Genomic DNA, 19,903 nt, shown 5'->3' with positions numbered 1-19,903 from the left:
ACAGCAAGCGATCCCCAATTAATTGTGCTGATAGGTAGGGGGTATGATAACTGATGGATCGCAGAAAATGTATGAAAATACACCAAAAAATCATCCTAGCATGGAAGCGATCGCCATCTCCAGACAAAAAAGTGCGATCGCGCTAAATTACGAATTACGAATTACGAATTACGAATTATAGCTGCTGCTGACCTTTTTCTTGCAGTAGCGATCGCCAATCGTCAATTGCTTTTGGCGTCCACAACCAATTATTACTTAATTTATCTACCTGGAAATTTACCGGATCGTCCTTAATCACCATTTGGCGGAGTTTAATAGCCTCATTGAGATATTGAGATTGTTTATTAGATGTTTGTCTATATGAAGATTTATAAAGTCCTAAAGCCAAGCCAGCATAGGAAGTTAAAGCATCTTTAGGTACTGTTGCGGCGGCGCTGATAGCTATTGATGTAGTACTAGCAATATTCTGTTTTTTCAAAGCTAAATTCAAAGCTTTAAACCAAGAATCATTAGCTCGATTTAAATTGTCTTCGGCGTAGTAAGCAAACCCTAAAGCATTGTTATATAAAAAAGAATCGGGATCGGCTTTCACAGCACTTTCCCAAAAACGGCGAGCATCATCAACGCTGTATTTTGGATCTTGAAGTTGAACTGATTGCCAAGCTAATCGTCCTTTGAGAAAATTCACAGATGGATTATTAACTTGTTGTTTTGGCACAAGATTTAAAGCGGCTTGTGCAGCTGGAATAACCCCACGGTTAAGTAATTCCTCCACAGCCTCCAGTCCGCTTTGTAAATCACCTTGGCTGATTTTTTCAGTAGCAGTAGCGCTAACAATACCCGTAGGGGCATTCTTTAAATCGATAGGCGGATGATTTTCGGTAGTGATTGGCTGGGTAGGAATGGGGGGAATGTCCGGTAACTTCGATAATTGGTGATTTTGCCACCAAAAAACACCAGCAACAATTGCGATCGCTCCTGCTCCCACCATCCCGAAAATTGGCAAAAATTGCGACTTTTTGCGGTTTTTACGCGCATTATTGCTTGAACTTCCAACAGCAGCATTCTGCCAATTTTTGGCATAATTTGAGGTATTTGCAGTAGTTTCATCGGATGCGATCGGCTCTTCTTCCCAAAAACTAATTTCTTGGTCTGATTCATTGACATCTTGGGGAACCGATCGCGATCGCGCACCGCTATCATTTAAATGTTGTACCAGTTCTGCCGTCATTGGCGAATCGTCAGATAAGACATTTTGACGATCTAGTTGGCGAAACAAATCGGAAACTAAAGCCGAATCTTCTGCATAGGATGGATCGTCATATTCAATTTCATCAACCAAATCGCCCCAAGTCTCTTCTCCCAGCCAATCCAGCCCTGAAGATTCCCGCGCCAAACTATTAGGGATCATCTCCTCTATTGGTAAAGGCATATCAGGTTCATCTACAGCAGAGTACATCGCCGTTGCATTTGGTCTTAAAGGCGGATTATACTCATTTCCTAATTCCCCACTATCGGGAATTTCTGGACTCAGAAAACCGTCAAATTCCGGTTGTTGATAGAGAATTGGTAAAGCCCAGTACATCTGGTGAGAACCATAGGCAGAAATTAATCCCTGACGCACTCGACTCAGACACAAATCTACAGAGTATCCCTGATTCAAATTGCGGTAAAACAATTGAGTCAAAGTCAGCGCTACTTCATCAGGAATCCGCTCTGACATAGCTAAGACGCTTCTCAGCCCGCGTTTCACCAAACTTTCTGTGAGGTTACGTTCTCCTGTTTCTTCAGTGCGATCGGCGTTAGCACTGTATGCTCCTAAACAGGAGTTAAACACAGCCATTTGAATATTATTATTGACAAGCAAGCCTGCCAAATCGTCCCCAGTTAAAGTTTCTGTTAAACCAGTTCTATTACTAACCAAATAAATTTCACCACCACTGGCACCTAAATTACTATGGCCAGAGTAGTGCAGTACATGATATCTTCCTTGTTCCAGAGCTTGAGTTAATTCTTCCCGCCCTGGTTGATCTAACACCGTCAGTTCTATATCAGGAATATAATTGCCACTTTCCCCAACTCGCGGGACATGTCGATTCAGTTCCATTTGGAGTTTGATGGCTTCATGTTTCAGCAACTCCAGACGATTCTGATCTGTAGGCGAAGCAATTACCATCAAAACTTTGATCCCAGAGGCTTCTAGTGGTTGTGGTATGTTGTGCGATTGCAGGCGAGAAGCTGGCAAAATGCCAGTTTGATAGCGAGAAAAAGTAACGTAAGGCCCGGTAGCTAGAGGCCGATCCCCTGCGTGCATTACTTCCCAAGGTAGACGCGCTAACCTCGTGTCTTTCAGCCCTAAACGTAAACGCAATACCTGTTGCTGGTTTTGGGCTATACCTTGTGCCGTAATCCAACTATCCCTGAGAGTGCCTTGAAACAGTGCATTATACAGTTGTTGACCCAAAGCCACCAGGTTAACAGAGTTTCTTGCAAACGCATCCCCCTGTAAAACTGACATCAAAGGGTCATTCATTAGATGTCCAGCAGCTGCTAACCAATCAGCTACAGGCCAAGTCACCAGTTCTTCTGCCAATGGCACCCCAGGCGCAACTTGTTCCGTGCGTACCAAGTAGTCATTTTGCCCTACTGGGGTTACGGAAATTTGAAATTCCTGGGTCACAACTTCTCCTATTAGCCTCCTAAATCAGGTTTGAAACGCGAAAGTTTCAAGTCGATTTTTCGCTCTTTCTGATACCTTAGATGCATCTTGCCACTGAGATGTTTCTCAATCTTCGTGATTTTACGTTTTTGGCTTTTATAACTTTATCCGGATTAGCTGGCATCACAATAGAACACTTTATTGGTAGATGCACCTTGATCTTCGACTCCCCTAGTTGGCTGATGCTGACTTGGGGATTTTTTTATGTTGACGAATAGCAACAAAATTTCATATAGGTATTTTTAACAAATGTTTAGTCTAGAACTCCTCATCTGTCATCTTTTCTCGCTAGCATCCATGATTTTTTTGGACATCTAACTAAAATAAACATTTTAGTCAATTTATCCGGATCGTGGTGGTTTATCTGGGAACAATGAAATGGTAGATGCACCCTGATAACTAACTCCCCTAGTTGGCTAACGCCTTCTGGGGGTTTTTTATGTTTGTCAACTAACTTGAAAGTAGTGTTGACGGTTGACGGTTGACGGTTGACTGTTGACTGTTGACTGTTGACTGTTGACTGTTGACTCTTAAGCGAGATTTTGATGTTTGGTTGTGAAATTTTTCGTGATTAGCTGAATAGATAAAAAATTTATCCTGATGATGCCAGTTACTTAGAGAACAATGAAATGGTAGATGCACCCTGATAACTAACTCCCCCTAGTCGGCTCAAACCCTCTAGGGGATTTTTTTTTGGTTGATACAACATAATCATGATGATTGTGACAATTTCATCCGGAGCTACTTATTTTTTTTGAGAACAATGAAATGGTAGATGCACCCTGATAACTAACTCCCCTAGCTGGCTCAAACCTTCTAGGGGATTTTTTTCTCGTTGAAACAACATAATCATCATGATTGTGGCAATTTTGTCCGGAGCTACTTATTTTTTTGAGAAAAATAATAATGGCAGATGCACCATCAGAGTAACCATCAGAGTAAAATTCCCTAGCTGGTTGCTACCCATTAGGGGATTTTTTGATTGTTTCGTAGAACACACCTCGATCGCACCTTGATAAAAATTTTATTCCGGATTTTAGTAGTTGCACTGGGAATAATTAAGAGGTAGATGCACCCTGATAATCCACTCCCCTAGTTGACTCAAACTCGCTAGGGGATTTTTATGATTATTTGCTATTTTCACACCTGATTAGGTAAAAATTTTATCCGGATTTTAGTAGCTGCACTGGGAATAATTAAGAGGTAGATGCACCCTGATAATCCACTCCCCTAGTTGACTCAAACTCACTAGGGGATTTTTGTCATGATTTACTGGCATTACACCCTCCTGGACTGACATAACTAAAATAGTGCATGAGATGTAGGTTGGGTTGAGGCTTTGCGAAACCCAACATGAATTTCAGAAACTCAACATAGATGCTGGTGTTGGGTTTCCTTACGTCAACCCAACCTACATTTTTTTGCAACATTTTAGCCTTGCCACGCCACTATTTTCTGATTTTATTCCGGATTGTAGTAGCTGCACTGAGAATAGTGAAGAGGTAGATGCACCCTGATAATCCACTCCCCTAGTTGACTCAAACTCACTAGGGGGTTTTTGTCATGATTCACTGGTTTTACACCCTGCGTTCTGATTTTATTCCGGATTGTAGTAGCTGCACTGAGAATAGTGAAGAGGTAGATGCACCCTGATAATCCACTCCCCTAATTGGCTCAAACTCATTAGGGGTTTTATTTTGGTTTTGCACTAGTTAATTTTATGTGCCTATTTTGTCCGGATTTAGTCTCTCAGTGAAGAATACATAAACTAGTAGATGCACCCTGATAACTAACTCCCCTCATTGGCTGCCACCATTGGGGGGTTTTTTCTGGTCATTTTCTAGTTACTGCATTTGTGACAATTTTATCCGGATTGCCTAGATTTATTCGAGAACAAGTAGATGGTAGATGCACCCTGATAACTAACTCCCCTAGTAGGTTTATACTTACTAGGGTTTTTTATTTTTGAAACCAGAGGAATATCCTCAATCAAAATTTATCCGGAGGATGGCCTTGAACCTAAGAACAGTGAAGTGGTAGATGCACCCTGATAACTAACTCCCCTAGTAGGCTTATACCTACTGGGGATTTTTTGAGGAGATAGTTGGCGGTTAGCTGCCGATTATTTAGGTAGTGAGGGCAATATCTTAACACAACAATTGTGTTGTTATCTTCTTGCCACTGCCCAACTAAATACTGATTTTTTTCAGTTTCGCGATCGCTTACCTGGCGTTAACTGTTAAGTGAATCTATTTTACCATTGTTTTTGCTAGGTCTTGATGTCAGTTATTGACTAAATTTTTAACCTTATATTTGCTAGAAGGCTGATGCAATAGATATTCCAGTAATATATGGGGCAAAATTTTTAATTATTTCTTTAGAATTTTGCTCTCTGAACCAAACCGTTTTTAGCTTGCCTTCTAGGAAGAATAAGCTTTCAACCTAATAAGACGTTGTGCTTTTGGGGAGGTTCCATTATTTATAAGCTTGTAAGCCCATTCCCAGTTTTACACAACTTTTCGGCTCTGGCAACTTTTATCGGCTAGTTTTGTGAGGATTTGCAGACTAACACTCTGGCTATGAGATTTACGTTAATGGACTACTGGGGTAAGTCTTACCTGTGGCGCTAAGATGCCAATCTTGAATGTTTTATACTAGATTTGCTTGCTTATATCTTCAAGAGTCGCAAAGTCAGATGAATTTAGCGGTAATTAAATTTTCCTCAGAAGAATGTGGTATTTGCCACAAAATGTCTTTCTATGACAAAAAAGTGGCTGAGGAGTTGAATTTGCAATTTATTGATGTCAAGATGCAGGATACAGCTACTTACCGCAAGTATCGCAAAATTTTATTAACTCAGTATCCTGATAAATCAGAAATGGGATGGCCTACTTACATTGTTTGTGATTCTCCTGAAGGAGAGTTTCAAATCATCGGTGAGGTGAAAGGAGGTCATCCCAAAGGAGAATTTAGAAGTCGTTTACAAGAAGTACTCAATTCCACAGCTAGTCAGAATTAATTAATTACCTCAAAGGATTTTACTTCTAGGACAGGGCCAATCATGGCGGCTGTCATAATATCGTCACGCACTTTTCCTGTGACTTTGGCTGTTTGTCCTGATTTGAGTAGCTGTTTATCTGTACTTCTGGGTAGTTCATAGGTAACGCCATCATCGGTAACTAGCGCCCATGCACCAGTACCAATGTCACGATGTTCGATTGTGCCTGTAACTGTAGTACTCATAAAATTGCTGAATGTTGAGAGGATAAAATATGAGGGAGAGTAATATTTTGAATTACGCTCCCTGTATTCCCTCTTAAGTTAAGCTACTTGCTTTTCATTTTTCAACGATAACTGCGCTAATCCGTAACAGAGTAGGGCATTAGCAATCAGAAATATTTTTGCTAAGTAACTATCACCTAATCCCCAAACTGTAGGGTCGTAAACTGCACTGATGGTTAAACATGCAGCGACACCTAAAGTTGAACCAATTGCAAACCATTTACCGCTAGGATGTCCCAACAATAAGGCGATAAGCACAAAGGGAATTAAAACGCTAGCAAATAGGGGATTTAAAGCATCGGTTCCTTGAATAGCGTTACCTAATTCAGGAATCGAACTGCCTAACAGGCGGAACGGCCATTGAGGTAGGTCGAAGATATAAAATCCTTTGAGGAAGAATAATCCCGAACTGCCAAAAATTAAACCACTGGATAATGACCAACTCCAAGAGAAGGGAAAGTAAACTCGTAAGAACCAAGCTAATAGATAGGAACCTAGTACCATCAAAATCTTGGGTAGGAGTGCAACAGCACCGCCATCAATCCAAAAGCCGGGGTTAAGATAGCCGTTATCCCGCAACCAACGGAAGAAATCGGAGAAACTAATTTGACCTTCAGTGGCGAGTTTAACTGCAGCATCAGCGTTGAGTTGTCCAGCGCCGTAATAATTTAAACTGTCGTCTTGGATAACTCGCGATGACTGTTTGAGGATTTGTAAAACCTCATCGGGATTCTGAACGCCTTTGGCTTTGATGAGTGCAGCTACGCCAGCCACGTGGGGAGATGCCATACTTGTTCCTTGGAAGCCAAGAAACACGCCTTCGCCATTTTCGTTGATTGTCTCTTGGAGAATCTTCCCAGCTTCACTACCACCAGGGGCGGAGATATCTACTCCTGCACCAAAGTTAGAATAAGGGGCTTTTTCACCATCGGGGCCATATGCAGAAACGCCGATTACATGGGGATAACGGGCGGGATAGCTGGCTCCATTGGCATTTTCGTTACCAGCTGCGGCGATAATGACAACACCTTTGTTGTGGGCGTAGTCAATGGCTTGTTTCATTAACTGGCTTTCACCACCACCACCTAAGCTCATGTTAATCACATCTGCGCCTTTATCAGCAGCAAATTTAATTGCTTCGGCAATATCGGCTACTGTACCGCCACCATAATCATTCAGTACCTTTAAAGGCATGAGATTGGCTTCGTAGGCAATACCAGCTACACCATATTTATTGTTAGTGGCTTGAGCAATGGTACCTGCTACATGGGTACCATGTCCGTTATCGTCTTTGGCGTCTTCTCTATCGTTGACGAAATCGTAACCTTTAACAAATTTCGTTTCGTATAAATCGCGGACGCGAGTAATTCCCGTATCGATGACGGCGACTGTCACGCCACTACCTTTAGTTTGATTCCAAGCGGCTTCAATGCCAATTTGGTGCAAGTTCCACTGCTTGCTGTAATACTGATCGTTAGGGCCAGTTAAGGAAGGACTAACATCATCTTCGTCTTCGTTGGGTTTTAAAAATTCGCCCAAGAAAGCAGCTTCACCCGGTTGGGGAATCTTTTTGTAAATATAATTTGGCTCGATAAACTCTGTAGCCGATTTGAATTGAGATTTTTGCAGTTCTTTCAGCCGTTGGCGATCGCCTTTGATAATATACACATTATCTTTTGCTGAAAATTTATTATCCAATTGGGGTGTAACCTGGTATTGTTGAGCGATCGCTTGCAGATCTTTCTCTACTACCTCTTTAGGTATATCTTCGCGAAAATCTAGCAAAATCGTCTCAAACTCGCCTTTAGCTGCTAGTCCCTGAAAATTGAGGAACCCAAATACAGCAGCTACCAACCCAATGACAAACAAGCAAAATAATATAAGCCTTCTCATATAAACTCATCACCGCTTTTTGCCAGTTGCTCACTAACATAACTTATCTCTGGCTCGGATTGGTGTATTTTGCACGTAAGTTAAAATTTGTACTCAGGATTTTTCAACAATGGAACGCGGTCTTTTGTGGTTACCCTTATTATTCATGTTTTTCTGGTTGGCTTGGCAAGGTTCAAAAGAGTATCAAAAAGTTGAGGCTTACCGCTCTTGGGCAGAGCAATTTGAACGAGCTAAATATGATATTTATGCGGTATTGGGTCAAAAGGGTCAGGATATAACTTGGGGAAAACCCACGCCGAAAGGGCCGATTAAACTGGAAACTTTTTCTTTAGTTGATGTGCAAAAAATCCAACTTTTAGTGGATGACAAAATAGTAGAGATAGACAATCCACCTGAAAAAGGTCGTCAGATTGAGTTGGAATTTCTTTTTGCAGAAAAACCTCAATCAGTGCGCGTTCCGTTTACAGAAATTCCTTTAGCTGCGGAATGGGGCAAGTTTTTACAGGGAGTATTGTAAATTGGGCATTGGGGGGGACAAGGGGGACAAGGAGGACAAGGAAGACAAGGAGGATAAAAAGACTATATTTTTGACCATTGACCATTGACCATTGACTATTGACTATTGACCATTGACTATTGACTGTTCAATCGGAATTTCAATGACGAATTCAGCACCTTGTCCGGGTGATGAGATGCATTTGATTGAGCCGTTGTGACGCTCGGTGATAATTTGGTAACTAATGGATAGACCCATACCTGTACCTTTACCTACAGGCTTGGTTGTATAGAAGGGGTCAAATAAGCGATTTATAACTTGTTCTGTTATACCAGGGCCGTTGTCAGCAATTCGGATAGTGATATTTTGAGCGTTGATTTTTTCAGTACAAATGCGGATGGTAAGACAATCACAAGCTAACTTTTGTAACTCATAACTTTCTTCGAGAGCATCGATAGCATTAGCTAAGATGTTCATAAATACTTGGTTTAGTTGTCCGGCGTAGCACTGAATTAAAGGTAAATCGCCGTATTCTTTGATTACTTGAATGGTGGGGCGGTTGGGTTTGGCTTTTAAACGGTAATCTAGGATGGTTAAGGTGCTATCTATACCTTCATGAATATCCGCAAATTTTAAATCGGCTTCATCAAAACGGGAGAAGGTACGTAAAGAAGCGACAATTTTACGGATACGGTCAGCACCTACTTTCATGGAAGATAAAAGATGTGGTAAGTCTTGTAAGAGAAAATCGAGGTCGATGGCTTCGGCTTCTTCTGTAATTTCTGCAGGAGGATTAGGGTAGTGTTTTTGGTAAAGCTTGAGAAAATTTAATAAGTCGTGAGTATAGTTGTTTGCGTGGGCTAAGTTACCGTAAATAAAATTGACGGGATTATTGATTTCGTGGGCAACTCCAGCTACTAGTTGACCAATAGAAGACATTTTTTCACTCTGGATTAGTTGTGATTGAATGCGTTGGCATTCTTGGAGAGTTTGCTGTAATTCAGAGGTTTGCTGTTTAAGTTGAGTTTGCGATCGCACTAAATCTGCTTCGGTAAGTTTCTGCTCAGTAATATCTCGCATATTACCCTGAAAACCTATTACTTTACTAGCAGCATTTTTTATCGGTGAAGCGTTAAAAACAATCCAGCAATCACTACTATCTGCACGTTTAACTCTCACTTCTATTCCAGGTTGCTTTTTACCAATTTCGAGAATTTTTTGCAGAATTGTTTCATAACTGGTGATATCTTCAGGATTGATTATCGAAGCAAAAGATTTATCGATAAATTCTGAGATTTCATAGCCAAACATCTCAGTGAAGCTAGGGGAAATATAAGTAAACTTACCGTCTAGAGATAAAGTATAAATTATATCATCTAAATTTTCCACTAAGCTGCGAAACATGGCTTCACTTTGTGCGGGGAAAATAGTTGTTGGTGCTTCTGTGAATGCTGTTTTGCGATTAGTGATATCAATCAATAACCCATCCCAAAGAATTTTCCCTGTTGATTGTACCTCTGGTTGGGAAAGACCTTGTACCCACTTCCACTGACCGCAACTAGATAAAATCCTTCCTTCCCAATGCCAAGTTTGTAATGTTTGGGCAGAAATAGCGATAGACTCTAAAAAAGATTGGCGATCGCAGGGATGAACTGCTTCTGTGAATAATTTACAATTTTGTTGTCCTACTTCTGGTTTGATACCGTAAATTTCTTGAGAACCAGATAAGATTTTCACGAAAGAAGCGCTATTATCTGGTTCTAGTTGAAACTGGTAAACCATAGCAGGTAGATTGGCAATTAATTGTTGATCGTCATTCTCAGAAGCTATTTTGGTAACTTCTGTGACAGGCGCTACAGTGATATTTTCAACGATTGATAATAAACCTATGAGCTTGCCATGTAAATCAGTTAGAGGTGTGTGATACCACTTACAAGTGATTTTTTTGCCATCTTTAGTACAATTCTGGCTAGTATTAGGTATTACCTGTTTTTGCTGAGTAAATTGGGTAAAAGCGGCATTTATTTCCTGTTTATCACCTTCAGCTACTATAATATCTGCTGCATGGCGTCCTAGTACTTCCCGCTCGCTATAGCCAAATATTTTCTCTGCTGCTGGATTCCAGTCTGTCACCTCAAAAGCCAAATTCCAAGAAATTACTCCTAATGGATGACGCTGTATCATAAATGACAATCTATGCCGCAGTTCTGTTACAGTTTCCCCTGCACGTTGAGAATCTATCCACAATCGATATTGCTGTTTAACAGCACGAGTTGCTGAGGAGAAAGCTTTCTCTAACTGCTCAGTGCGTTGGCGTAAAGTTGTTAGCTCTTCGTATATAGCTTCAGTAGACATACTGCTTTATGTTTTTTCACTGTATATTTATATATTTGTCTTCACAATACTTTTTGCGCCCAGCCGAACTGATTTTTAGAAGTAACTTTAGTTAGAATGCCCAAAAATCCGCAAGACTACACAAGCTTTTGTTAAAATTTGTTGTTTGATTGGGTTGGCTAAGGAATTAACAGGATTAACTATTAACACTGGAAAATCTACGGTCAAAATCTAGAATTTGGTTTTGATTGTGGTAATTATTTACAATCAATGCAGGTAAAAAATTAATCTGATGAATGCTGTGACAAAATCTAGGATACCTGTTGCCTTAACGATTGCTGGCTCTGATAGTGGCGGTGGTGCGGGAATTCAAACTGATTTACGTACTTTTGCGTTTCACTGCGTTCACGGTACTAGTGCTATAACCTGCATTACGGCACAAAATACTTTGGGTGTCAGGCGAGTTGATGCGATCGCTACTGAGGCTGTAGTGGCGCAAATACAAGCTGTGGTTGAAGATATTGGTGTGCAAGCTGCGAAAACAGGAATGTTACTCAATCAGGAAATTATTTTAGCTGTGGCGCAGCAGGTAGAGGCTTTGCAAATTCAGAATTTGGTAGTAGATCCAGTAATGGTGTCACGTACTGGGGCACAATTAATTGATGATGATGCAGTATATACTCTTTGCCATGCTTTAATCCCCCAGGCGGCTATTGTGACGCCAAACCGTTATGAAGCGCAAATTATGAGTGGGTTAACTATTGATAGCCTGGATGATATGCAAGCAGCAGCGCAAATTATTCACCAGAAATTAGGCGCGAAAGCGGTTTTGGTAAAGGGTGGTGGAATGGAGGGAAAAGCACATGGTGTTGATATCTGGTTTGATGGCGAACAATTATCAACCTTGTCAACTCAGTTGATAGATACAAAAAATACTCATGGTACTGGTTGTACTTTATCAGCTGCGATCGCGGCTAACCTAGCTAAAAACTACGATATATTCACAGCAGTACAACAGGCAAAGAACTATGTTACAACTGCCCTCACTTACTCTCTTGATATTGGTCAAGGACAAGGCCCTGTAGGACATTTTTTCCCTTTACTGCAAAATAACAATTAGTATGTTATCTGCTGTACTTCAAGCCAATAGGGCTTTAAGGTACTTAGTATGTAATTATTTCATCATCTCCTGCAAAAATCTTTGCCCTGTTATCATTTTTCTATTATTCTTGGGCATAGTTTCAGTGTTGACTATCTCTGATAGTATCTCTAGAACCATAACCTACTCTAATTTTTCATGCTAAGTAACCTATGCAAGCAACAAATTCTATTTACAGCAATCCAAATACACAAAATACACCCACTTATCCCCCCTCAGTACCCCTGTCTGTATATCGGGAATTAGCAGATGAGTTACAAACAGCACAAGCACAATTAAAAAGCCTATCTACTAAAAACCAGCAATTAACACAAGAAAATCAACTACTACGTCAGGAAATGACTAAATTGATTCAATCTTGTCTGCGGTTACAAAAATTGGTGGATGTTCCCGGACAACAGCCAAATATAGCTAATAACCAAGCTAATAGTCCAGCACCTGCTAATAATACCCAAGGGAAAAAGACAGCACCGCCAAAAGCAGCCACAAAAGCACGTCCCCAGCAGCAAGTTGCGCGTCCTCGTCCACCTGTATCGGAAACCCCAAGTAGTAAAATTCCAGCTGCTTCCGTCTCTGCGCCTGTGATGGAAATGATCCCGCCAACACCGCAACCAGTTTTTATAGAAGAGCAGGAAGTTAGGTATTATGCTGCTAATGAGTCAAAAACTAAGGAAATTAGCGGTTGGTGGTTAGTTATTAGTATTTTATTAATTATGCTGGCAGCTTTTAGTGCTGGGTATTTGGTTGTGCGACCTTTATTTGAACACCAGAGCCGTTAGTTACATCTGTCTGTATTGCAGTTGTAACTTGATACTTGTTGAAAAATTTCGCCCTCACAATTATAATACCAATTTGAAAAATGATTGCGACAGATGCACAGCCCCAAACCCTTGTTGTGTTTGGTTTCTTAATTTTGAATTTTGAATTTTGAATTTTGAATTGGTATAAATTAATATTTCAGGACATTTACCTATTTTTTGTTAACAAAAAATACATATTTTCATGCAAAAATATGCTTGTTTTTTTGATATCATAATCACAAAAAATAGTTTAATAACAAATACATTGCCATAGTTAATTTAAGAACTGTTCCCATCTGTCATTTAAAGTCGTAAATTATTACATATATTTTTAAAATAGTTCTACTAGTTAAAGTCTCAGACAAAGAATCTGGTTAGATAGATAAACAAAGCTAGTAGAAACAAGGAGTCCAATTTAATGAAAAAAGTAGAAGCAATTATCCGTCCATTTAAGCTGGATGAAGTCAAAATTGCCTTGGTAAATGCCGGTATTGTTGGGATGACTGTTTCCGAAGTTCGCGGATTTGGGAGACAAAAAGGTCAAACCGAACGCTATCGCGGTTCTGAGTACACCGTCGAGTTTCTGCAAAAACTGAAAGTAGAAATCGTTGTGGAAGACAACCAAGTTGATATGGTGGTAGACAAAATTATTGCTGCTGCCCGCACTGGTGAAATTGGTGATGGTAAAATCTTCATTTCGCCTGTGGAACAAGTTGTTCGGATTCGGACGGGAGAAAAGAATACAGAAGCAGTTTAAAATCTGATGGCTGAGTTTTGAGTACTGAGTGGTTAAAAAAGAGTTAATAGAGTAAAGTTTTGGGTTTTTAGAAGATGCTTAATACCTCTATATTAAGAGAGTTTTGAAAAAATGGTGAAATATCATCTTTTCACACTAAATTAACGCAAAATTTACTCCAAACTCCCAACTTATGACTCAGGACTCAGCTTTGCTAATTGCGGAAGTAACGCTGTAAAAGCTTTACCACGATGACTAAGCGATCGCTTTAATTGTGGTGTCATCTGCGCAAAGGTTAATTGTTTATCTGGCACATAAAAAATCGGATCGTAGCCAAAACCACGAGTACCGCGAGGCGCATGAAGGATGACACCGCGACAAATACCTTCAGATTGCAGGACTATTTCACCATCAGGACTGGCGATCGCAATTACGCAAACAAATTGCGCTTGTCGGTTAATCTCCGCGCCTAATTCGCTTAATACTCTAGCAATACGTTCGGCGTCGTTTCTTGCGTAACGTGCAGAATAAACCCCTGGTGCGCCATCTAAAGCATCTACTTGTAAGCCAGAATCATCAGCTATAGCCCATTGTCCCGTAGCTTTGGCGGTTTGGGAAGCTTTCAGACAAGCATTAGCGGCGAAAGTCTCCCCTGTCTCTTCAATTTCTAATTCTTCCGGTTTCAGGGATAATTCCCAGCCAGAATCAGCCAGATAAGCTTGCATTTCTTTTAACTTACCGGGGTTACCTGTGGCTACTATAAGTTGTTTAGTCATTGGTCAGAAATGCGATTAATCGCGTCTGTACATTGGTCAATGTCAATAGTCAATGGTCAATGGTCAATAGTCAATATGGTTAGGAATTTTTGACTGTGGACTTTTGACTATTGACTAATTTTACGTCGCCCAGTGTTTCGCCCAAGCAAGAGTTTCATGTACGCGATCGATTGTAGCGGCTTCGCAGTACAGGCGTAAAACTGGTTCGGTTCCGCTAAAGCGAATCATTAACCAGCTATTATCAGCTAGGCGGAATTTATAGCCGTCGATGGTTTGACAGTCAGTTACAGCTTGTCCGGCTATTTCTGTTAATGGTTGGGTTTGCAGTTGTTGCAAAAGCCGCGATCGCACTTCCATACTCGCTAGGGGTAAATCAATGCGATCGTAGGCGGAATCAAAGCCTGTTTGCTGTTGTAACTGTCGGTAATATTCCCCTAAATCTTGTCCTGATTCAACTATGGCTTCTAGCACATATAAAGCTGATAGCAGTGCATCTCTTTCAGGAATATGGCTACCATAGCCAATTCCTCCCGATTCTTCACCACCTAACAAAACTTCTGCAGCTAACATTCTGTCAGCAATATATTTATAGCCAACAGGTGTCTCAAAGACAGAGAGTTTATGTAATGCAGCTACTAGGGGAATTAAGTCAGAACCACTGACTGTTTTGACGATTTCACCTGTAAAACTACGCCGTAAGGTTAAATGGTCAATTAATATCGGAATTAAGACTTGAGAACTTAAAAAGTTAGCATCGCCATCAACGGCGGCGATGCGATCGCAGTCACCATCAAATACTAAACCTACAGCTAAGTTATTTGGATTGCTGGCGCGGTGATTTTTGATGACTGTAAATAGCTGGGAGAGGTATTTTGGTAAGGGTTCTGGCGCACCACCACCAAATAAAGGATCGCGATCGCTGTTGATTTCCTGGACGCGATCGCCCAATAATCTAGCTAATCCAGTAGCCGCAGCTCCATGCATGACATCGGCAAATACAGTTAATCTCCCATCAGCGATCGCTGTGCGAATTTTGCTAATATCAACTTTACCTTCTAAACCTGCCGTATAGCTGGGCCAAGGGTCAAATTTCTCCACTTTACCAGGTGTAGCTGCTGTAGGTACTCCTTGCGGTAAAAGTGTTTCTATTTCTTTGGTAAATTCTGGCGATACCGAACCCCCAAAATATCCCTTGACTTTTAATCCTAAATATGCACCAGGATTATGACTGGCAGTAATTACCAAAGCACCCAAAGCATTAAGTTGTTTCGCCGCCCAGCTAAAAGCCGGAGTGGGCGCATAACTATCGCTGAGTAGCACATCAAATCCGATAGCAGTAACAGCATCAGCGACAGCACGGGCAAAATCTTCTGCCATAAATCGGCGATCGTAGCCGACAACTATTTTCTTAGTCCCGACAATTGAAAAATAAGTATCATATAATACTTTCGCGGCAACTGGTGCAACCAAGGCTAGGCGTTCAAAGGTGAATTCTTCACCAATCACACCTCGCCAGCCGTCTGTACCAAATTTGATGGAGTTTGCTACAACTGGCATGGAGTTATCCTAATTTTTACTGAGGATTCTATCATTTAGACTGTAAGCTTTATTAAAAAAATATAGTACTAATACGTATAATTTCTAGTAACTAGCTGTGAAATTTCCGCGAATAAAAATATTAATAATCCTTAATAGCGAACACTATTAAGGATTTTATATAGGAGCAGGAAACTGCTCAACACCCCGATAGTCTTTAAAAATCATCAAGAAACTGGCTAAGTCTGCTGATCACCGGGTCAACCTCTTGAGGAGGAGGTGGAGGCGGAACATAGGTATTATGGACTACCTCCCCTACTGGTGTTCCTGAAGCTGCATACTGAATCACTGGTCGTTCAGCGACCATGATAGCCAAATGGGCAACTTGCTGAGTAAGTTGCAGAATTTGGCTTTCCATTGATTCTAAACGATGAGATTCTTTGGCAAAAAAGCGTTCCTCAAGGTCAGCCAGTTGATGTTGCAGTCTACCGATTTCTTGTTCAACCGCCGTTGTCGATATTGTGTGCGCACCAGGTTTGACTGATTCCGGGACACATAAAGATTGCCATAAAGCTTCTTTACAGAGGTCGCTGAAAGTTTTATCGACTTGTTTCTCTAAATAGCTTTCTACAAGAGCCAACAAGCTTTCATCAGCAACCCCTGGATTGAACGTGACCGATTTAACTACTTTTTTTGACCATTGGAACATCAGTTTTAAGCCCTAGAAGAGCGAACAGCAGATAATTGCGCCTCTCCATAAATATACTGCCCCAAGGCATTAGCTTGTCGGGAAGGTGCAGCTAAATAAGCGTTAATTCTAGCCTCCTTCAATAGCCGTTGTACATCTTCCCAGAAAAATTGACCGCCACCACCGGTGATGATCACATCAGTTACCCGTTCTGGTAACCAGGCGAGAACGCGACTGCAAATTTCTCGAGAAAACATCTCTGTGAGATTGGGGAGAAAATCATCAAGATTTGTTGGCTTGCTGGCACCTTTGGGACGGTAGAATCTTTCGCCTTTGGGTTTATTTACAGCCGAAATCAATGCCAAAGATTGACTATCAGCGCCTTCAATTTCAGCAGCGACAAGTTCATAAAACTTATTCATCCCGAAATCTTCACTCTTAGAAGCGCCTCGAGCGAAGCGGAAGTTATCCACCATCAACAAATCGATGGTTTGATGGCCAATATCGACGATACCCACGGAAATTTTCGTAAAATCCGGGAGAGTAGCACCTTTTTGTGGTTGAGCTTCTGTCCACAGCAGGCTACCGTAGCCTTCTGGCATTACCCAAACTTTACTAATGTTGAGGTTGATGGTTTCGCCACGGAAGTTTAACACATGGGGGCCGCTTACCAAGCTGGTCAACTGTGCTTTTTCTTTTTCAAATTGTTCTAGAGATAGGAAAGGTAAACCTAGAACGACGGAAATCTCGTCTTTGAGTTTAAAGTAGCCCGCACTGGCTAATACTTTTACGAGTGCATCCTCTACCTTGGATTGACCTACTCCCAAATTAGCCCCAAAGTCTGCGGCTAGTTGACCGACTGCATAGCCATTACCTTGATACTCTAGCCACAAATCCATTAACGGATCTGTCGCGCGGGCTTCAAACACACCGCCACGTACTTGTTCGATGGACATTTGCTTGACGTTTGCTGGTACGAACACCACATTATTGGGTTCGCGAGTAACGCAAGTCTTGGTAGAAGTTCTGCCTAAATCCACACTGAGAATTGCCTTACCAGAAAAGGTGCTTGGCTTGGGTGTCGTAGTCGCGTTAATGGGGGTAGACGCAGACACCCGATTCATAGGTATAGCGGCGGCATTTATTGGGGTAGCGGCGGAAGGTTGGTCTGTCATAAAGCTCCTAGTCCTAACTTAACTGTAAAAACTAAATCCTGCTCAATCTTACAAAAATGGGAATTATCAAAAATTCCTGGCTGCGTCAAGTGTAGCTAGAAATACGCAAAAAATTAAGTCAGGCGATCGCGAATCTAGCATTATTGGGGATAGTTTAGGCCAATATCAAGTATATTTAACACCTATTTTGATGCCAAAAACCTTTCTATTTCATTTTCTAGTGATTTTACGCTTGCGTTTGAATACCCAAATAAAAAATCCCACAATCAAGCTCCCAAGCACAATTTTTGATACAGGCGCAAGGTACTTGTCCACCAGTTCATACTGACTACCCAACAGATATCCTGAGTATGTTAGCAAACCTACCCAAGCTGCGCTACCCATAGTTGTGTAAAATAAAAAAGGCACTAAAGGCATATTGCTCAGACCAGCCGGCACAGAGATTAAAGTCCTGATTCCTGGCACTAACCGACCAAGTAATACAGCCTTACTACCTTTTTTATTAAACCATTGGTTTGCTTTGGTAATATCGTCACTCGATATGGCAATCCATTTACCATATTTATCGGCTAATTTTTTCAAGCGGTTTTCGCCTAAAAACTGTCCTGGGTAGTACCAAATTAATGCACCTAATACCGAACCTAAAAGTCCGGCGAGAAACACGCCAATAATACTCAGCTTTGCGCCTCCTGGCTGATGGGGACTGGCGGTAAATCCTGCCAATGGCATAATTAACTCTGAAGGAATCGGCGGAAAAAGATTCTCTAAAAACATCAACAGAGCAATCCCCCAATATCCTAGAGAGTTGATTGTATTAGTTATCCATTCCAGCATGATTTAATTCCTACAATTACTGTATTTAGTTACAAAATTTCCTTATCTGTACCGCAGATAAGCTCAATAAATTAAGTTGAGAAAATCTGCGAATTACACATAAAAAATTAAAATCAAAGATTTAGCTCACAAGAAAAGGCAAAAATCAAAAATGCTTTTAACATTTGACTTTTGCCTTTTGATTTCATCTTCCTCCAACTTTTCTAGACTGTTGGAGTTAGTGATTGTACTCTTGGTTCTGATTGCCAATCTAATGGATTCCAAACTTTATCTTCTAGAGCCATTTGCTCAATTAAACTGGCTAGTCTTAAAGCTTTTAAGGCTTGTTCCCCGCCAACGGAAGGTTGATTTCCACCATGTACGCAGTTGACAAAATGTTCTAGCTCTGCACTGAGAGGTTGAACATTAGTCGTATAAACTTTCTCAATCACACCATCCTGGCGATAAAGTACTTGTCTTGGATCGTTGAGAGAATTGTGATTTGTTTGGCGGTGAATCAAAATTTCATTCTTGAGGAAATCCGCTTCCGTAAAGGAATTTTTGCAATGGGCAACTATCCGCCGGATTTTCCGATGAGTGACTTTGCTTGCAGTTAAAGTTGCTACAATACCATTAGCGAATCCTAAGGTGGCAGTCACGTAATCTAGATAACCAGAGTCTAATGCACGGGTGCCACTAGCGGTTAACTTGACGACTGGAGAGGCTGCTAATTCCAGAAGTAAGTCAATGTCATGGATCATTAAATCCAGCACCACAGATACATCATTTGCCCGATCTGAATAAGGACTCATACGATGGGCTTCTATCGCCAATAAATCCTCGGTTTTCAGTACTTTACTCAGTTCGCGAAATGCGGGATTGAAGCGTTCAATGTGACCTACTTGGAGAATACACTGAGATTCAGCAGCAGCATTCACGAGGGATTCTGCTTCCGAAATACTAGCAGCAATTGGTTTTTCAATTAAAACGTGAATTCCGGCTAACAAACAGTTAATACCCACAGCGTAATGCAAGCGTGTAGGAACGGCAATGCAAACTGCTTCTACATGAGGTAGTAAGTCACAGTAATCTTCAAAAAATTTGACTTTGTATTTGCTAGCAGTTTCTAATCCTCGTTCGACGTTAATATCGGAAACACCCACCAGTTCAACATCTTTCATTGAACTCAGGACTCGGGTATGATGTTGCCCCATGTTACCCACTCCAATTACGCCTATGCGAATTGGTCGTGGTTGGTTGCGCTGTGTATATGGATTTGGTTCTGCCACTGACATGCTATTTTGCACTATGATTCTCTCCTCAACCACCAAATTTAGAGACGCTACGGTCGTTGGCCTTTATACTTAACTGCCTGTTACGATCCGTCTAAAACCATCCAGATGGTAACATAGAGGTTCTGTTTATGAAGAATTTCAAAGTTTGTTATGGGTTCCCGCAATCTGAGTATCTTTTGGAATTTGAGTTGATTGTTGATT

General features: G+C 41.0%; 17 protein-coding genes. 6 read left to right on the top strand and 11 right to left on the bottom strand.

The window, feature by feature from the left end:
* Window positions 1–43 precede the first annotated feature (43 nt).
* Complete coding sequence (locus H6G08_RS23705; RefSeq protein ID WP_190547364.1) at window positions 44–181, top strand: hypothetical protein; 138 nt, start codon at window positions 44–46, stop codon at window positions 179–181.
* On the opposite strand, the gene hetF is transcribed toward H6G08_RS23705, so the two are convergent.
* Together hetF and H6G08_RS23695 are read right to left on the bottom strand one after the other, a co-directional pair.
* Window positions 176–2,680: a cell division protein HetF gene (hetF, locus tag H6G08_RS23700; protein WP_190547362.1), complete on the bottom strand. Its 2,505-nt coding sequence runs from the start codon at window positions 2,678–2,680 to the stop codon at window positions 176–178. The two genes, H6G08_RS23705 and hetF, sit on opposite strands and share 6 nt — an antisense overlap.
* A 489-nt stretch (window positions 2,681–3,169) precedes the next feature.
* Entirely contained in the window at window positions 3,170–3,361 is a 192-nt protein-coding gene (locus H6G08_RS23695; RefSeq protein ID WP_190547360.1) for a hypothetical protein, read from the bottom strand.
* A gap of 2,053 nt (window positions 3,362–5,414) precedes the next feature.
* Here H6G08_RS23695 and H6G08_RS23690 point away from each other — a divergent pair.
* Entirely contained in the window at window positions 5,415–5,738 is a 324-nt protein-coding gene (locus H6G08_RS23690; protein ID WP_190547382.1) for a thioredoxin domain-containing protein, read from the top strand.
* Here the strand turns inward: H6G08_RS23690 and H6G08_RS23685 are convergent.
* Window positions 5,735–5,962, bottom strand: a complete 228-nt coding sequence (locus H6G08_RS23685; RefSeq protein ID WP_190547358.1) for a hypothetical protein — start codon at window positions 5,960–5,962, stop codon at window positions 5,735–5,737. The two genes, H6G08_RS23690 and H6G08_RS23685, sit on opposite strands and share 4 nt — an antisense overlap.
* 78 nt (window positions 5,963–6,040) lie before the next feature.
* Window positions 6,041–7,894 (bottom strand): S8 family peptidase, encoded by a 1,854-nt coding sequence (locus tag H6G08_RS23680; protein ID WP_190547356.1) that lies wholly within the window; start codon window positions 7,892–7,894, stop codon window positions 6,041–6,043.
* A gap of 109 nt (window positions 7,895–8,003) precedes the next feature.
* Here H6G08_RS23680 and H6G08_RS23675 point away from each other — a divergent pair, with 109 nt between their 5' ends.
* Complete coding sequence (locus tag H6G08_RS23675; RefSeq protein WP_190547354.1) at window positions 8,004–8,411, top strand: hypothetical protein; 408 nt, start codon at window positions 8,004–8,006, stop codon at window positions 8,409–8,411.
* A 102-nt stretch (window positions 8,412–8,513) separates the two neighbouring features.
* On the opposite strand, the gene H6G08_RS23670 is transcribed toward H6G08_RS23675, so the two are convergent.
* Entirely contained in the window at window positions 8,514–10,745 is a 2,232-nt protein-coding gene (locus H6G08_RS23670; protein WP_190547352.1) for a PAS domain S-box protein, read from the bottom strand.
* A gap of 271 nt (window positions 10,746–11,016) precedes the next feature.
* Here H6G08_RS23670 and thiD point away from each other — a divergent pair, with 271 nt between their 5' ends.
* From thiD to H6G08_RS23655, 3 genes are all read left to right on the top strand, one after another.
* Window positions 11,017–11,844: a bifunctional hydroxymethylpyrimidine kinase/phosphomethylpyrimidine kinase gene (gene thiD / locus H6G08_RS23665; RefSeq protein WP_190547350.1), complete on the top strand. Its 828-nt coding sequence runs from the start codon at window positions 11,017–11,019 to the stop codon at window positions 11,842–11,844.
* 191 nt (window positions 11,845–12,035) lie between these two features.
* On the top strand, window positions 12,036–12,662 hold the full coding sequence (locus H6G08_RS23660; RefSeq protein ID WP_190547348.1) for a hypothetical protein: 627 nt from the start codon (window positions 12,036–12,038) through the stop codon (window positions 12,660–12,662).
* A 439-nt stretch (window positions 12,663–13,101) separates the two neighbouring features.
* Window positions 13,102–13,440 carry a P-II family nitrogen regulator gene (locus H6G08_RS23655; RefSeq protein WP_017749852.1) on the top strand — a complete coding sequence of 113 codons (339 nt, stop codon included), beginning with the start codon at window positions 13,102–13,104 and terminating at the stop codon, window positions 13,438–13,440.
* Window positions 13,441–13,610: 170 nt separating this feature from the next.
* On the opposite strand, the gene rdgB is transcribed toward H6G08_RS23655, so the two are convergent.
* The 6 genes from rdgB to H6G08_RS23625 all read right to left on the bottom strand — a co-directional run bounded on the left by rdgB (window position 13,611) and on the right by H6G08_RS23625 (window position 19,714).
* Window positions 13,611–14,195: an RdgB/HAM1 family non-canonical purine NTP pyrophosphatase gene (gene rdgB, locus H6G08_RS23650; RefSeq protein WP_190547346.1), complete on the bottom strand. Its 585-nt coding sequence runs from the start codon at window positions 14,193–14,195 to the stop codon at window positions 13,611–13,613.
* Between the two features lie 120 nt (window positions 14,196–14,315).
* Entirely contained in the window at window positions 14,316–15,752 is a 1,437-nt protein-coding gene (locus H6G08_RS23645; protein ID WP_190547341.1) for a phosphoglucomutase/phosphomannomutase family protein, read from the bottom strand.
* 196 nt (window positions 15,753–15,948) lie between these two features.
* Complete coding sequence (fcmC, locus tag H6G08_RS23640; protein WP_096642207.1) at window positions 15,949–16,440, bottom strand: filament morphology membrane protein FcmC; 492 nt, start codon at window positions 16,438–16,440, stop codon at window positions 15,949–15,951.
* Window positions 16,441–16,445: 5 nt separating this feature from the next.
* Window positions 16,446–17,594, bottom strand: a complete 1,149-nt coding sequence (gene fcmB, locus H6G08_RS23635) for a filament morphology actin-like protein FcmB (RefSeq protein WP_190547339.1) — start codon at window positions 17,592–17,594, stop codon at window positions 16,446–16,448.
* A gap of 210 nt (window positions 17,595–17,804) precedes the next feature.
* Complete coding sequence (locus H6G08_RS23630) at window positions 17,805–18,428, bottom strand: DedA family protein (RefSeq protein ID WP_190547337.1); 624 nt, start codon at window positions 18,426–18,428, stop codon at window positions 17,805–17,807.
* A 203-nt stretch (window positions 18,429–18,631) separates the two neighbouring features.
* Window positions 18,632–19,714 carry a Gfo/Idh/MocA family oxidoreductase gene (locus tag H6G08_RS23625; protein WP_190547335.1) on the bottom strand — a complete coding sequence of 361 codons (1,083 nt, stop codon included), beginning with the start codon at window positions 19,712–19,714 and terminating at the stop codon, window positions 18,632–18,634.
* Between the last annotated feature and the right edge of the window lie 189 nt (window positions 19,715–19,903).

Source organism: Calothrix anomala FACHB-343, from assembly GCF_014696435.1.
Classification (GTDB): domain Bacteria; phylum Cyanobacteriota; class Cyanobacteriia; order Cyanobacteriales; family Nostocaceae; genus Aulosira; species Aulosira anomala_A.
The sequence above is the reverse complement of the archived record's forward strand: the minus strand, read 5'-3'. Positions and strand labels throughout refer to the sequence as shown.

Bases quoted from the DNA above. Each gene is read 5' to 3' on its own strand.
- H6G08_RS23655 (WP_017749852.1), top strand. From the start codon at position 13,102: ATGAAAAAAGTAGAAGCAATTATCCGTCCATTTAAGCTGGATGAAGTC.
- H6G08_RS23670 (WP_190547352.1), bottom strand. From the start codon at position 10,745: ATGTCTACTGAAGCTATATACGAAGAGCTAACAACTTTACGCCAACGC.
- fcmB (WP_190547339.1), bottom strand. From the start codon at position 17,594: ATGACAGACCAACCTTCCGCCGCTACCCCAATAAATGCCGCCGCTATA.
- fcmC (WP_096642207.1), bottom strand. From the start codon at position 16,440: ATGTTCCAATGGTCAAAAAAAGTAGTTAAATCGGTCACGTTCAATCCA.
- H6G08_RS23705 (WP_190547364.1), top strand. From the start codon at position 44: ATGATAACTGATGGATCGCAGAAAATGTATGAAAATACACCAAAAAAT.
- H6G08_RS23690 (WP_190547382.1), top strand. From the start codon at position 5,415: ATGAATTTAGCGGTAATTAAATTTTCCTCAGAAGAATGTGGTATTTGC.
- H6G08_RS23660 (WP_190547348.1), top strand. From the start codon at position 12,036: ATGCAAGCAACAAATTCTATTTACAGCAATCCAAATACACAAAATACA.
- H6G08_RS23645 (WP_190547341.1), bottom strand. From the start codon at position 15,752: ATGCCAGTTGTAGCAAACTCCATCAAATTTGGTACAGACGGCTGGCGA.
- H6G08_RS23675 (WP_190547354.1), top strand. From the start codon at position 8,004: ATGGAACGCGGTCTTTTGTGGTTACCCTTATTATTCATGTTTTTCTGG.
- H6G08_RS23680 (WP_190547356.1), bottom strand. From the start codon at position 7,894: ATGAGAAGGCTTATATTATTTTGCTTGTTTGTCATTGGGTTGGTAGCT.
- rdgB (WP_190547346.1), bottom strand. From the start codon at position 14,195: ATGACTAAACAACTTATAGTAGCCACAGGTAACCCCGGTAAGTTAAAA.
- H6G08_RS23630 (WP_190547337.1), bottom strand. From the start codon at position 18,428: ATGCTGGAATGGATAACTAATACAATCAACTCTCTAGGATATTGGGGG.
- thiD (WP_190547350.1), top strand. From the start codon at position 11,017: ATGAATGCTGTGACAAAATCTAGGATACCTGTTGCCTTAACGATTGCT.
- H6G08_RS23685 (WP_190547358.1), bottom strand. From the start codon at position 5,962: ATGAGTACTACAGTTACAGGCACAATCGAACATCGTGACATTGGTACT.